Origin of the sequence: Acidaminococcus sp. AM33-14BH (genome assembly GCF_003603525.1) — a bacterium.
Lineage (GTDB): Bacteria > Bacillota > Negativicutes > Acidaminococcales > Acidaminococcaceae > Acidaminococcus > Acidaminococcus intestini.
In genome coordinates this window covers 114,217-128,250 of sequence record NZ_QTNG01000007.1, presented here as the reverse complement: position 1 = coordinate 128,250, position 14,034 = coordinate 114,217, and the positions used below count along the sequence as shown (strand labels likewise).

Below are 14,034 nucleotides of genomic sequence, written 5' to 3'. Positions count from 1 at the left end.
AAGGCAATGAAGGCACCTCGTGCAGAGAATCGGAGCGATTTTTGCTCCGAGTAAAAATAAAAGGGGAGCCCGACGTCTCCCTACGAGCGGTAGCGAGGAACATTTTTCGATGGGCCCCGCTCATCGAAAGACGCGGCCAACGCGATTCGGCTGCAGGCCCGTGTGACCAAAAAATCAATTCGGCGCCCTCCCGTAGGGCGGTTTGGCGCCGGCCCCTAAAAATGCTATAATATCCCTATCTATCAGAAGGGAGCCTTCATCCTTGTACGTCATCACACGCAATGTCCAGACGGAACTTGTGGTCCAAAAATCCCGGTTCCTGACAAGTTTATACCGCGTTTCTACTGAAATAGAGGCACAGGCCAAGATCAAGGCCCTCAAAAAAGAATATTGGGATGCCAATCATAATTGCACGGCCTATATCGTCGGCATCAAGCCCCGGGCGGAGCGCTCCAGTGACGATGGGGAGCCGGCGGGTACGGCAGGCGCGCCCATGCTTGAAGTGCTGCGCCAAAAAGAGCTCTATAACGTCGTTGCTGTGGTGACCCGTTATTTCGGTGGAATCAAATTGGGTGCTGGCGGCCTTACCCGTACCTATGCCAAGGCTGTTTCAGAAGCCATCAAGGCAGCAGGGCTTTCCCGCATGGTTCCCATGGGGGACTATGCCTTTACCTGGCCCATTGATGATGTGGGGCGGGTCTTGAACCATCTTTATGGCAAAGCGCTTTTTTCTGTCAAAGATGTTCAGTATGATGCCCAAGCAACCATTATCCTTACCTGTAAGCGCACCGATCGGGGGGACGTGACGCATTTTCTTACGGAAAGTCTGCGCAGCGCGGTTACCCTTGAGGAGCGGTGCCTTTTTGAAGCAGAAGAACCGCTGGAAGCGTCCCATTCTTGACCCTGCTTCACAGATACAGTAAAATAGGGGTATTAAGGAAGAAGAAGGAGACTGCGCACAATGTTAAAAAAGACAATGGCCATCCTCATGAGCTGCGCCTTCCTGGGAACAAGTGTCCCCGCATGGGCAGCTGTCAGCGCTGTTAGTGCGCCTGTTCGGACCGTAACGCGGACGGAGCAATCCGTGACCGTGGAATGCCCGGTAGTGACAGGCGGAACCAAGGCGGCAACGGATAAGATCAATTCGGCCCTTTCGAGCAAAGTGGCCTCTTTTGTAAGTGAAGCATCGACCCTTGGCGGAGGTAAGGTCCATTATGACGTTCATCGGGCTAACGACAACGTCATCAGCCTGACCCTCGTCATGACGCCGGAAATGGGCGTTGAAGAAACGCAGGGCATGACTTTTGACCGCAAGACCGGCGAGCTGAGGCCCCTGAGCTATTATTACAGCGGGACCGATCTGGAAAATCGGACCCAAAGCGGCCTTCAGTACCTGTATGACGTTGATCCGGCAAAAGCAAAGGCCCTTCCTGATACGTATTATGTCGATGACGATGGAAGCATCATCGGTCTTTACCACGCTGGTTCCATTCTCGATAAGAGCGAGGGCGAAGTAGAAGTCAACTTGTCCGCGTCGGAAATCCCGCCTGATACGGTTTCTGCTCCCGCACCCAAGAAGGAAACGCCCGCTTCTGAAGCGGCATCTTCCAAGACGGATGAAGCTTCGGCTGCGGAAACACCAGCCCCAAAGCAACCGGCTGCGGAAACACCGGCTGAACCCCAAGAAACTTCCCCATCTGCGGACGTGGAAACACCCGCTCCGGCACAGCCTACTGAGCAAGCGCCGGCGCAGCCTGCCGTACAGGGGAACCCGGGCCATGTCCAGGGAACGGAAGTCCGCATGAGACGAGGACCGGGTCTTGATCAAGATATCATTGGTGTCTTTGATGACGGGGAAGCCCTGAGCGTCCTTAAAAGCGATGTGGCAAGCGGCATGAAGTGGTATGAAGTGACCCGTGCCAATGGAGCTACCGGCTGGATAGCTGCCGATTACTGTGTCGTTGCTGATGAATACAACGTTCCCAGCGGTGCCGTCCAAAATGGACGCAAGGGCGTCATTACCGGTACGGAAGTCCGCATGCGCGGCGACGCCAGCCTTAACGGCGACGTCCTGGGCTACTTTGAACAAGGGGAGACGGTCACCATCCTCGACGCTGCCGATGGCGGCGGCATGAACTGGCTGCGCGTCAGAAGGGAAAACGGCGAGACTGGTTGGGTCGCTGCTGCCTACTGCAAAGAAGCCTAATTTATTGACTCTATGGTCAATTTCCTAATTTTATGGTACAATCGCTCTATCATCTTGAAAGTAAATAGGAGGCCCTACAAATGAATAAATTCCTTAAAATGGCTGCTGCCGCGCTTTTCGCTGCTTTTCTCGTCCTTCCCGGCATGAGCCGCGCCGACGCTGCGATGAAGCTTGCCGTCGTGCCGCTCATCATCGGTGAAAATGTGGAAGACGACGCAGGTCTCAAACCCATTGCCTACAGTACGGAAGTTTCGGAACTCTTCCAGTATCCGGAATACGACCTTGTTGATTCCGATACCGTAAGAAAAGCGGCCCTTGCCCAGCAGGACAACCTTTTTACCAAAGAAGGCCTGGAAGCCATCGCTAAAGCCAGCGGTGCCGACTGCGTTGTGGCCATGAGTGTTGACAAGTTCGACGTGGAAGAAGATAATTTCCGCCGTGAACCGGTGACGAAACTTCGTTTTGAAGGAAAGTTTGCCACCATCAACATGCTGAATGGCAGCTACAAGGAAGACCATTACCGCTTCCGCGATGAACGTGAATCCGGTGCCATCCATCCGAAGTTCGATTATCCCCATAATCGCTTCCAGTACCTGTGCAAACGGGAACTGAACAAGGCCATCAAGAACAACAAATAACATGCTGAAAGGGGCTGTAACAATTCACCTTGTTGCAGCCCTTTTTCTTAAGCGGACGCCTCATCGAAGAAAGGATGGAAGAAATGGATTGGAACGAGATCCGGGAAACCGGTCACGCCTGTTATAACTGCTCACATCTCAAGGAACGCAAACGTTACTGGATCTTTTTGCTGCGCACCTATTTTCATCAAAGGGAAATGGAAGGACTCCAGCTTTTTTTTCATGAAACACCGATACGGGCAAGGATCCGGGCCGGTATGCCCTGCCTCATGGAACAGGCTACACGGGCATTTTTTTATAAAGGGGCTTCCTTTGCTGAACGCATTGCCCTTATCAAGCAGCACATCATCCATCTGGAAACGCACCTGACGGATGACTTTCTTTTAAAGATCTACGAGGCCCATGACAAGATCACCCTTTGGGCCGACACCTTTGAGGAAAAGCCCCTTACGATGGACCTGTTGTTCCATCCGGGTCAGCGCAAGGAAGGCTGCCTGTCTTTGGTTCTCCATTGGGGATCCCTTGACTTTTACCAGATGATGTTCTGGTTTGGTCTGTCTCCTGAAACGGGAAAACCCGCTCTTTTTGTGGGGGCCCTTCAGGGAACGACCTTAGGAAACGAGGCTGTCAAGGCCATGACCAAGAAATTTTTTGGCTACCGCACCAAGAACCTGATCTTTTATGGTCTTCGCACGGCAGCCGGCCTCATGGGGGCAGAAATCATCTATGCCGTGACCAATGCAGGGTATTATGCCATGAATCATGTCCGTATGGATCGCAAGCTCAAAACCAATTTTGGCGACTTCTGGGCGGAATGTGGGGGCACGCCCACACGGGACCCGCGCTTTTATGAAATCCCCTTGGAGGAGCATCGCCGTAACCTGTCGGAACTGAAGCCTTCCAAACGGGCCAACCACCGCCGCCGCTATGAACTCATGGATCAGATGGCAGAAAGTATAAAAGCCGCCCTTGCGCCGTGGCAGGCTCGTTAACCGGTTGTCAGCAAACTGTGAAAAATTTAGTTTTACTACCGCAAGCTTTTCATTTATGCTACAATGAGGGGAGAATTTCAGTGTGAAAAATCTGACGGAGGTGTATCTCTTGAAAAAACAAATCCTAAGTATGATGATGGCCGCCCTCGTAAGCCTCACTTGTCTTACACCGGCTTTTGCGGCTGAATCCCTTGCTTCTGGCACTGTGTCCGATAAACTGGGTGTATCTGAACAGTTCCTTTATGGGACCGAACAGAGTGGGTCGCTTGTTAGCCGTGTGGATAAGATGGAAAAGGACCTTTATGGGCAAACTTCAAGCGGCAGTGTCATGAGCCGTGTGGACCGCGTCTATAATCGCCTTGAAGGTACGCCAAGCGGCACGCAGCTTTCCATTGCTGCCCAGATGAACGCCATTGAGTGGCAGTTTGCTGACCGTATGAGTGATGAAGGCGTTAAGACCCGAATCGGGAACCTTGAAACGGACCTGTTTGGGACCCAGTACACGCAGGATACAATTCTGTCCCGCCTGTCCCGCCTTACAAAGAGCGCCTTCCCATCAGGCAGTCTTTCCCGTCAGACCGTGACGCTGCCGAAGGATTCCCTTATCAAGATCAAATTCATGGAAGACATCAACAGTAAAACGGCCCAGGCCGGTGATAAAGTCGATTTTATTGCCGATGACAATGTGTACGTTGGGGAAGCCCTCGTCCTGCCAAAAGGCGCCCGAGGCAATGCAACAATCAAAAAAGTGGTACAGCCCCGCATCTTTGGCCGCGATGCCCGCATTGACATCGACTTTTCCTCTGTGACTGCCGTAAACGGGGAAAAGATTCCTGTGACAGTTGGGGAGCTAGCGAAACAGCAGGCCAAGACCGTTGCTGGTGCAGCCGGTGCTTCCATTGGCGGCATGGTTCTTTTTGGACCGGTGGGGCTTGTTGGCGGCGCCTTTGTCAAAGGAGCCCAAGTGACCATTCCGGCCGGCAGCAACACCTATGTCCAGGTCCTTGAAGATACGACCGTTCAAGGAATCGTGCTCCAAGGCGCATCGACTGCAGGCGTCCAGGCAGTTCCTGCCAGTGAAGAGGAACGGGAGGATAAGCTTGATACAGTGGATAAGCCGGCCGTAAGTGAAAAGAAGACGGACAAGGCTGATGATAAGAAAGCTGTAGAAAAAGAGAGCGATGATAAAGCAGACGCCGAAACGGAAAAGACCCTCGCCGCTGACGAAAAGAAAGACGCCGACGTGAAAGCCGCCGACAAGAAAGCCAATTCTCATAACGACGAAGACGCTGAATATGATGAAGACGAGGACGTCGATCTCGATCTTGCTGAAGAATAAAGACCATAGGAATCCTAATGGGACCATGAAGAAATGAAAGGATCATTTCTTCATGGTCCCATTTTTGTTTTTCTTATGATGTGAGGAGAAAAGAAAAGGGCGTAAAACACAGAATCAGGGAGGGAACCTGGGACGGCTTTAGGAAAAGGGCGCCGTGACGAACGGGGCAGGGGGTGCCAACGTCCTAAAAAAGCCTGCTGGGGGAGGACCTTTTGGTCATGAATAAGTTATCCCCTACTTTCATACCTAAAAGGTATGAAAGTAGGGGATAACAGGCTATCGTCAGTATACTACCGATTGAAATGAGGAGAATGGACAGATATCGTGATTGTATATGACTAAAAGACAAATAAATGCGGTAATAGGAAGATAAAAGTGTAAAAGTTAGGACATGATAAGTAAAAAGATCATAGAGTGAACTGAAGGGAAATAACCTTGTAAAATAATATAAAAGAAATCGCGATGTCAATGGATAAAAAGCGATAAAATCGCGATTATGATATTTAATATTCTGATAGAAAATATATAATTATTAAAGAAAAATCAGATGAATAATTTTTCTGATAATCCTCAATAAAAATGGACGTAGGCGCATAGAACCATAGTCCTTAAAGATGTGGAAAATCGCTGATTTTGTCAATCATAGATGAATCAATTGAGTGAAAATGATACAAAATCACAAAATTGCCAAAATAAAGATTTACAATACCTTTAATCTATGGTACCCTATAGGAGCAGAAACTCGTCTGCAATCAATTCAGCCGGACCAAGGAAAAAAGAAAACCTGGCGAAATGGATCCAGCGTAGAGGAAACAAGGTCACTCGCACGTATAGGACCCCCATCAAAAGGTGGATCGTTTTCCTAGGAAAGGCAAGTCTATTTCCTAAGGAGGAAACACACATGAAAAAGAGCTTGGTTTTTGCAATGGCAATGGCCCTCGGTGTAACTGCTACCGCTTTTGCTGCTAACCCCTTCTCTGACGTTCCTGCTGGCCACTGGGCCTATGCAGCTGTCGCTAAACTGGCTGCTGCTGGTATCGTTGATGGCTATCCCGATGGTACCTACAAAGGCGACCGCACCATGACCCGTTATGAAATGGCTCAGATCGTTGCCAAAGCCCTTGCTAAAGGCGCCATTGGTGCTGATGACAAACTGGTTGGCGAATTTGCTGACGAACTCGATAACCTCGGTGTTCGCGTGGCTCGTCTCGAAAAGAACGCTGACAACGTCAAGATTACGGGCGCTGTAAAACTCCGTAACGAAGCTTACAGCGGCGGCGCTTTTGATGGCGAAGCTAAAGACAGCTCCTATCTCCGTACGGATCTGTTCTTCACGGGCGAAGTAAACGACAACTGGCATTATACCGCTATGCTCCGTAACATCCAGAACTTCCGTGGCCAGAATGAATCCGGCGACGATGATACGGACTTCCAGAGAGCTTATCTTACTGGTAACATCGGTGTAGTCGACATCACGGCTGGGCGTTACAATGACTTTATCGCTGATGGTAACATCTACGATAACCGTGTCGATGGCATCAAGGCCGTTGTTCCTTTCGGCGCTGCTTACCTCAGAGCCGAATATGGAAAGATGGCTCAGAAAACTACCTATGGCTATAGTGGCCTGGCTTCCGCTGCTGGCGAAGCAATTAAAGATAGTGCAACTAGAGAATCTGTTACTGATGCTTATAAGAATGCTTATAAGTCCAAAGCTGATACATACTGGATGGCTGAACTGGGCGGCACCGTTGGTAACTTCGACCTCGCTGCCAGCTATCTGGATGTTAATGATGAATACAACGTTTTAGGCCTTGAAGGCGACAACAAGATCTGGACGGCAGCTGCTACTTATAACAGCGGCAAATTCTCCCTCGGTGCGATGTACCTTAAGGGTGATGATGACCTCCTGACTGGCGCCGCCAAAAACTATGATGACGATGGTTTCGTTGTCAGCATGGGCTGGGCCGGTGCGAAGAAGAGCGAAGCTGGCAGCTGGGGCCTCTATGGTAAATACTATGATCAGTCTGCTGTAACCACCATTGCTCACACCATGAACGGTGCTTATGATGCATTTGGCAACAAAGGCTTCAAGGGATATATGGTCGGTGGCAACGTTACGCTTGCCAAGAACATGGTTGCCAGTGTTGAATACTATGACCTGAAGAACAAAGATGGCAACGACGATAAGCATGCTCGTACCCTCTGGTCCGAACTGGCTATCAGCTTCTAATTCCTTCTTAAAGAAACTCAAAAGAGGACAGTGCAAAGCACTGTCCTCTTTTTTATGTAGAAAAATGAATGAACCGTGTACCTAATCATCGTGATAATACATACTGACTTGTGAGTCAAAAAATCGCTTAGCTTTAATATAAAGAAATGAAGCATAAAACCTAATTCTCATCATGATTGAGGGGTAAAAATTTCCATGAAAAGTTTGAAATAAATGTGACACGTTTGAAAGTTCAATCCTCTAGGTGCTATACTCAGCGTGTAGGCAAAAGGCCTGCCCATTTGTTCCTGAGGGAGTGGAAATCGAGACGGTTTCGGTTCGTAGAGGAAACAAGGTCACTCGCACGATAAAGAAATTGGCAAGATGGAAACTCCTTGGGGAAACACCAAGATCCTTAAGGAGGATGAACAAAATGAAAAAGAGTTTGGTTTTTGCTATGGCCATGGCTCTCGGCGTAAGCGCTACCGCTTTTGCTGCGAACCCCTTCTCCGACGTTCCTGCTGGCCACTGGGCTTATGCAGCCGTTGCTAAACTGGCTGCAGCTGGGATTGTTGATGGTTATCCTGATGGCACCTATAAAGGTGACCGCACCATGACCCGTTATGAAATGGCCCAGATTGTTGCCAAAGCCCTTGCTAAAGGCGCTATCGGTGCTGATGACAGACTGGTTGGCGAATTTGCTGACGAACTCGATAACCTCGGTGTTCGCGTAGCGAAACTCGAAAAGAACGCTGACAACGTCAAGATTACTGGGAACGTTCGTCTGAGCTACAAGCAAAATAACGGCGGTAAGTTTGACGGGGCCGAAGATAAATCCCAGTCCAGACTCCGTACCCGTCTGTTCTTTACGGGCGAAGTGAACGATAACTGGCATTATGTAGCCATGCTCGAAAATAACCAGTACTTCCAGGGCCAGAATGAATCCGGTGATGATGACACGGACTTCCAGAGAGCATATCTTACTGGTAACATCGGTGTTGTGAACCTCTCCGCTGGCCGTCAGGAAGGCTTCTGGGGCGACGGCAACATCTATGATGACCGTGTAGACAGCGTGAAGGCTACTGTTCCTTTCGGGGCTGCTCGCTTCACCGCTGAATACGGCAAGATGGCCAGCAAGAGCACTTATGGTTGGTCTGGTTATGAAGAAAAATACGTTGATGGCAAGGATAATCATTCTGTTGCCGACGAATTCTGGGCTACCGGCCTTTATGGCACGTGGGGCAACTTTGACCTCGGTGCTGAATATGTCCATGCCGATGATGTAAACGGCAACCCTGGCATTATCGATGGTAATGACAAGATTTGGGATGTCAGCGCTAAATACAATGTGGGTAAGTTCAACCTTGGCGCTATGTACCTCAAAGGTGATGACGATACTCTGAAGAATACCGATTATCCCAACGGTGATGACGATGGATACGTTGTATCCATGGGCTGGGCTGGCGCAAAGGCTTCTGATCCTGGTTCTTGGGGCCTTTATGCTAAATACTATGATCAGGGAGCCCCGACTGTCATTGACCACACCATGAATGGTGCTTGGGACAAATTTGACGGCGAAGGCTTCAAGGGCTACAACGTTGGCGGCAACGTCACCCTTGCTAAGAATATGGTTGCTACCGTTGAATACTACGACCTCAAAGGTAAAGAATCCGATCAGCATGCTCGGACCCTCTGGTCTCAGCTCGTTGTTACGTTCTAATCCCTTTAGAGCGGATAAAAGGACAGTGCTTCGGCACTGTCCTTTTTTATTTCTCGCCGCAGGAACTACGGCATAGTGAAAAGAAAGAGCCCAGCAATGCAGGCTGCATTGCTGGGCTCTTTGTCTTAAGTTATTTTATTTCTTAGGTACGATGCAGGCTGCATCGTACCGATTGCGTCGGGTCTTTTGCCTTCGTGTTTCCGCCTTAGAGACGGCGAAAGCCGTTCCGCCTTGGCAAAGGCGGCTCGATTTCGGAGACATCGAGCTCAGAGGCAAAAGCCCGTGCGGGCTGCCAGTCCTTGCTGGCTGCTTGTTTCGGCAGTAAGGTGAAGGACACGATTTGGCGCCGCCGTGCGGTCTTTTCCCCTTCGGTCTTTTAGCATCAGAGCATCTTTCCCAGCTTTTACTTGACAGCCGCGGCCTTGGCCGCAAGACGGCGAGAGCCGTAGGCTCGTGACAGCTTGACAGCCTTCTATCTTATCACTATCCCCTTCGTAACCCTCATGAGCAGCGTCACGCCGCTGCTTCCCAGGATTTCCACCGGTGTTTCAACGACTTTCATGACAGGTACTTTCCGAACGGCGCCCTTTTCCCTGACACCCTTGGATCCTAAGGCATGAATCACCATGGGGATCCCGTTTTTATCCCCGCTGTAAATCATGATATGTCCGGGCATATAGAGGAGACTTCCAACAGGCAATGTCTTTAACAGCGATAGGCGCGCTTTTCGCGATAGCCCTTGAAAGGAAACGCCCGGTGTCGTGCGGGCCTGTTCTCCGCTGTTTCGCGGCAGTTCGATTCCCATGGACCGATAGACGTCCTGCGTGAGGGCCGAGCAATCGACGCTTTCTTTCCTGCCGCCCCAGCCATAGGGCGCACCGAGATGACGCCGGGCAAGAATAAGCAGGTTTTCTTCCGTGTAGGGGAGGGGCCCCTTGTGCAGGGAGTCATCAAAACGCGCTTTTTCTTTTTGGATGACAAGGCGGCCTGCCTGATCCCGCATGGGAAGGAGAAGATGGCCCTTTTCAAGGGGAAGGGAGCTTCCCATTTGGTAAAGGGCTGTGTCTTTTCCCTTTCCCAATGTAAGGACCCTATTTGTGACGACGGCTTTTTCCTTGGGCGCGGCATACGTCAGCCATGTGGCGCGGTCTGTTTCGGCTACGCTTTCTTTTGGCACCCAGCCGCGGTAAAAATAGGCGCGGACAAAAAGAAACCGCCCTGTCGCATCCTCGTGATAAATCAGGACCGGTACGGCTGGATCGACAGCTGTTTCCTGGAAAACGTCAAAGTCACGGTCCGTAGGCGCCGAATAGGCACGCATCCCCGTCGGGAAACTCTTAAGATCCGTGCGTTTCACAGTGACCCCGTAGCGTAAGGGGATGACAGAAGGAATGCGTCCGTAGGCGCAGCTGATAAGTTCCTTCTTTTCTTTCTCCGTCATGAGACGTCCCTCATGGTATAAGGCGCGCCTCATCTGATAGCGGCTGAGCTCGCTTTTAAGCTTTTCTGCCGTCATGGGAGCGGTTTCGTCTGTGATGGGGCCGCCCATCTTTTGGGATATGGCGGTATTTAGGACATGAATCTGCGCGCGGTCCATCAAAAGGGGCGGTTGCTGCTGATGTTTTGTGGCCTGCTGAACCTCAGCGGCCGGCTTTTTTGCCTGTACGGGGGTCGCTGTGAGGGAAATTCCCACAACCGTGAGTATACAAAGTAAAGTCATGGACTTCATGAAGGCACCTTCTTTCCGTATCTATTATAAGAGAGATGAAAATGAAAGAAAAGGGGCGAGGATATTGTGATGGGGTCCTTCGCTGTCCTAGGAAAGGCGCCTTATGTCCTGAAGGCCCATGAAAAAAAGAGATCAGGAATCCCGCACCAGAAAGGGAAAGGGCTGCTGATAGGAACGCCTTTCAATCCATCATACAGTCCTTTTCCCTGTTTTGCTGTAAAGATTGGCCTTCCCATCTCCTACTGTCTTTCTCTTAATTAGGGAAAAGTTTTTCCCTTTTTTCTTTCGCCTTTTATTTTTTGCTCTTTTGAATTGGCCATGTTGCCAATATTTATAAAATATCACGAATTTTCTTTTCATTATGCAATAATTCTTTTCAAAAAGAGAAATAAGCTTGCGCTTCTTTAGGCGATATGGTACTATTCTTATACGAGAGTAAAAAGCGGACAACGTCCAACAACACAAGGGAGGCATCTCACATGAAGAAACTCGGCTTACTGCCACGCCTGATTCTCGGAATTATTTTAGGTATTGTGATCGGAAATCTTAATTTACCTAGTATAGTCAGAATTTTGGCAACATTTAACTCTATCTTTGGTAATTTTTTAGGCTTTACGATTCCCCTGATCATCGTTGGTTTCATTATCCCCGGGATTGCCGATTTGGGTAAGTCCGCCGGTAAGCTCCTTGGCGTGACCACCCTCATTGCCTATTGCTCCACCGTTATTGCTGGCTGCCTGGCCTTTTTCACGAATCATGCCCTTCTTTCCCATATCATTTCCCCTGATATGGCCCGCGATTTGGCTAACCCTGAAAAGGGGCTGCTCCATCCGTTTTTTACCATTGATATGCCGCCTTTGATGGGAGTCATGAGTGCCCTTCTCATTGCGTTCATCCTTGGTATTGGCATTGCCGTCTGCCAGGATGACTTGCTGCGAAAGGGATCCCACGAATTCCAGCGCATCATTGAAAAACTCATTGCCAGCATCATCATTCCGCTTTTGCCGCTTCACATCTGCGGGATCTTTGCGAATATGACCCACGCTGGGCAGGTGGCCGCCATTATGAGCGTCTTTGCCAAAGTTTTCCTTGTCATCATCTGCCTGCACATTGTCATCCTTGTGGTTCAGTACACCCTTGCCGGTTCGGCAGCAGGCGGCAATCCCATCAAACTGCTCAAAGGCATGCTTCCAGCTTACATGACGGCAATTGGGACCCAGTCCTCAGCCGCTACGATTCCTGTTACCTTGGCCTCTACGAAAAAGAACGGGGTCGCCGCGGGGATTGCGGATTTCGTGATTCCCCTTTGCGCCACGATCCATCTGTCGGGCAGTACCATTACATTGACGAGCTGCACCATGGCCGTTATGCTGCTTAACGGCAGACCCATTGAATTCAGCAACATGTTTGGGTTCATCCTCATGCTGGGTGTCACCATGGTTGCCGCCCCGGGCGTTCCTGGCGGTGCTGTCATGGCTGCTCTGGGCATCCTGCAGAGCATGATGGGCTTTACGGCTGATCAGCAGGCCCTCATGATTGCCCTATACCTGGCACAGGATAGCTTTGGAACCGCCTGCAACGTAACGGGTGACGGTGCCATTGCCATCCTGGTCAATAAGATTGCCGGAAATAAGCTGGTTCCTTTAAAAGAAGTCTCTTTTGAAACTGAGGGCGAAGCCTAACATGACGCCTCCCCTCACAGAAGGGAAGGTAAGACGTAAGGAGGTCCTTTTAGGCGTTTGTGCCAAAGGACCTCTTTTGTCATCCTTTTCGCAAAAAGACAAAAAATATTTTTCTTTTGAGGCAAAGAATCACGAATTGACTTATGACATCATGGAAGATACAATAATACGTATAGAAAACCAAGGAAAGTGCTAGTCATTCCATTTCCAATGCAGTTCGGTACTTTCAACCTCTAGGGAGATGGAATCATGAAATATAATCCGCTTCTTGAACCATATAAGGCATTGGTGCCCTTTTTGGCAGAACTCTTGGGCGAAAGCTGTGAAATCCTGCTCCACGATATTTCCCAGCCCAAACACTCCGTGATTGCCATTGCAAACGGATTTCACACTGGCCGCAAGGTAGGCAGTCCTTTTACGGACCTTGCCATCAAGATCATGGAGGAAAAGGCCTATGTGAAGCGGGACTATATGGCAAACTATAACGGACGCAGCAAGAACAAGAATTTTGTTTCGTCCACGTTTTTTATCAAGCATGAAGGAAAGGTCATTGGGCTTTTGTGCATCAACCGCAATATGGACGCTATGACAGAGCTTGACCTTGTCCTGCAAAAATTAAAGAAGGCCTATAATCTTGAGGGAGCCCTCGATGATACGGATGAATCCATGGATACGCCCGTCGGGGATATCCTGCCCCGCATGGTAGCAAGTGAAATGAGGGCCGTAGGGGTGCCGCCGGAACGGATGACGCGGGAGGAAAAAGGAACGGTCATCCGCAATCTCATGAACGCCGGTATCCACCAGATGAAGGGCGCTGTCGTCGAGATTGCCCGTCAGCTTCATTTGTCCGAACCGACAGTGTACCGCTATATCAAGCGGGAAAAGGGGGAGGACAAGTAAGGGCTTCTCCAAAAAAAACTGACCCATCCAGGATTTTTCTCCTAGACAGGCCAGTTTTTCTTTTTTTTAGAGGACCAACGTTGGAGCGGCGTAGACACGGGCCAGAAGATCCTGGTTCAGGGCGTAGAGGCTCTTGGGGTCGCTGCCGAAGAGCTTCATCTTTTTAATGATGTCATCGACGTTCTTTTCTTCTTCTCCTTGTTCTTTGACGAACCAGTTGAAGAACTGCATGGTCCGGTAATCATCTTCTTCATGGGCGGCCCCATAAATCTTATTGATGGATTTTGTGATAAATTGTTCGTGCTCAAGAGCGGCTGTGAGCGGACTCATGAGATTCTTATATTTTCCTTCCGGTTTATTGATGGTGCCAAATTCGACATGGACATTGTTGTTTTGCAGGTACGTTCTCATGAGCATGGCATGATCGCGCTCTTCCTGGGCCTGGATTTCAAACCAGTGGGCAAAGCCATCAAGACCCTGATCCGTGTAGAAATTGGCAAAGTCAAGGTAGAGGTAGGCGGAGTAAAATTCCAGGGTTACCTGTTCATTGATGAGTTTTGCAGTTTTCTTGTCAAGCATGCATATCGTCTCCCTTGTAAATGATTTCGCCCCTATTATA

General features: G+C 49.8%; 11 protein-coding genes. 9 read left to right on the top strand and 2 right to left on the bottom strand.

Translation table 11 applies throughout. The features are described from left to right. The first annotated feature begins 262 nt into the window (after positions 1-262). From DW817_RS06760 to DW817_RS06730, 7 genes are all read left to right on the top strand, one after another. A complete protein-coding gene (locus tag DW817_RS06760; RefSeq protein ID WP_009015946.1) occupies positions 263-901 on the top strand; it encodes a YigZ family protein in 639 nt (212 codons plus the stop codon). 60 nt (positions 902-961) lie between these two features. After that, positions 962-2,206 carry an SH3 domain-containing protein gene (locus tag DW817_RS06755; protein ID WP_120111698.1) on the top strand — a complete coding sequence of 415 codons (1,245 nt, stop codon included), beginning with the start codon at positions 962-964 and terminating at the stop codon, positions 2,204-2,206. Positions 2,207-2,286: 80 nt separating this feature from the next. Further along, complete coding sequence (locus tag DW817_RS06750) at positions 2,287-2,844, top strand: hypothetical protein (protein ID WP_009015948.1); 558 nt, start codon at positions 2,287-2,289, stop codon at positions 2,842-2,844. 83 nt (positions 2,845-2,927) lie between these two features. Next, entirely contained in the window at positions 2,928-3,836 is a 909-nt protein-coding gene (locus tag DW817_RS06745) for a VirK/YbjX family protein (protein ID WP_120111695.1), read from the top strand. A gap of 100 nt (positions 3,837-3,936) precedes the next feature. Next, positions 3,937-5,175, top strand: a complete 1,239-nt coding sequence (locus DW817_RS06740; protein ID WP_231368265.1) for a hypothetical protein — start codon at positions 3,937-3,939, stop codon at positions 5,173-5,175. 901 nt (positions 5,176-6,076) lie between these two features. After that, positions 6,077-7,405 carry an S-layer homology domain-containing protein gene (locus tag DW817_RS06735; RefSeq protein ID WP_120111691.1) on the top strand — a complete coding sequence of 443 codons (1,329 nt, stop codon included), beginning with the start codon at positions 6,077-6,079 and terminating at the stop codon, positions 7,403-7,405. A gap of 412 nt (positions 7,406-7,817) precedes the next feature. Next, positions 7,818-9,104, top strand: coding sequence for an S-layer homology domain-containing protein (locus tag DW817_RS06730; protein WP_120111687.1), 1,287 nt, complete (start codon positions 7,818-7,820; stop codon positions 9,102-9,104). 472 nt (positions 9,105-9,576) lie between these two features. Here the strand turns inward: DW817_RS06730 and DW817_RS06725 are convergent, their stop codons facing one another. Further along, positions 9,577-10,833 (bottom strand): SH3 domain-containing protein, encoded by a 1,257-nt coding sequence (locus tag DW817_RS06725; RefSeq protein ID WP_120111683.1) that lies wholly within the window; start codon positions 10,831-10,833, stop codon positions 9,577-9,579. Positions 10,834-11,312: 479 nt separating this feature from the next. Here DW817_RS06725 and DW817_RS06715 point away from each other — a divergent pair, with 479 nt between their 5' ends. Further along, positions 11,313-12,515: a dicarboxylate/amino acid:cation symporter gene (locus tag DW817_RS06715; RefSeq protein WP_009015954.1), complete on the top strand. Its 1,203-nt coding sequence runs from the start codon at positions 11,313-11,315 to the stop codon at positions 12,513-12,515. Between the two features lie 249 nt (positions 12,516-12,764). Next, positions 12,765-13,415 (top strand): transcriptional regulator, encoded by a 651-nt coding sequence (locus tag DW817_RS06705; RefSeq protein ID WP_021737184.1) that lies wholly within the window; start codon positions 12,765-12,767, stop codon positions 13,413-13,415. A 66-nt stretch (positions 13,416-13,481) separates the two neighbouring features. Here DW817_RS06705 and DW817_RS06700 read toward each other — a convergent pair whose 3' ends face one another. Next, on the bottom strand, positions 13,482-13,994 hold the full coding sequence (locus DW817_RS06700) for a ferritin (RefSeq protein ID WP_120111676.1): 513 nt from the start codon (positions 13,992-13,994) through the stop codon (positions 13,482-13,484). Positions 13,995-14,034: the final 40 nt, after the last annotated feature.

Coding starts and splice junctions, on each gene's coding strand:
- DW817_RS06700 (WP_120111676.1), bottom strand. CDS start 13,994: ATGCTTGACAAGAAAACTGCAAAACTCATCAATGAACAGGTAACCCTG.
- DW817_RS06730 (WP_120111687.1), top strand. CDS start 7,818: ATGAAAAAGAGTTTGGTTTTTGCTATGGCCATGGCTCTCGGCGTAAGC.
- DW817_RS06745 (WP_120111695.1), top strand. CDS start 2,928: ATGGATTGGAACGAGATCCGGGAAACCGGTCACGCCTGTTATAACTGC.
- DW817_RS06750 (WP_009015948.1), top strand. CDS start 2,287: ATGAATAAATTCCTTAAAATGGCTGCTGCCGCGCTTTTCGCTGCTTTT.
- DW817_RS06735 (WP_120111691.1), top strand. CDS start 6,077: ATGAAAAAGAGCTTGGTTTTTGCAATGGCAATGGCCCTCGGTGTAACT.
- DW817_RS06715 (WP_009015954.1), top strand. CDS start 11,313: ATGAAGAAACTCGGCTTACTGCCACGCCTGATTCTCGGAATTATTTTA.
- DW817_RS06705 (WP_021737184.1), top strand. CDS start 12,765: ATGAAATATAATCCGCTTCTTGAACCATATAAGGCATTGGTGCCCTTT.
- DW817_RS06755 (WP_120111698.1), top strand. CDS start 962: ATGTTAAAAAAGACAATGGCCATCCTCATGAGCTGCGCCTTCCTGGGA.
- DW817_RS06725 (WP_120111683.1), bottom strand. CDS start 10,833: ATGAAGTCCATGACTTTACTTTGTATACTCACGGTTGTGGGAATTTCC.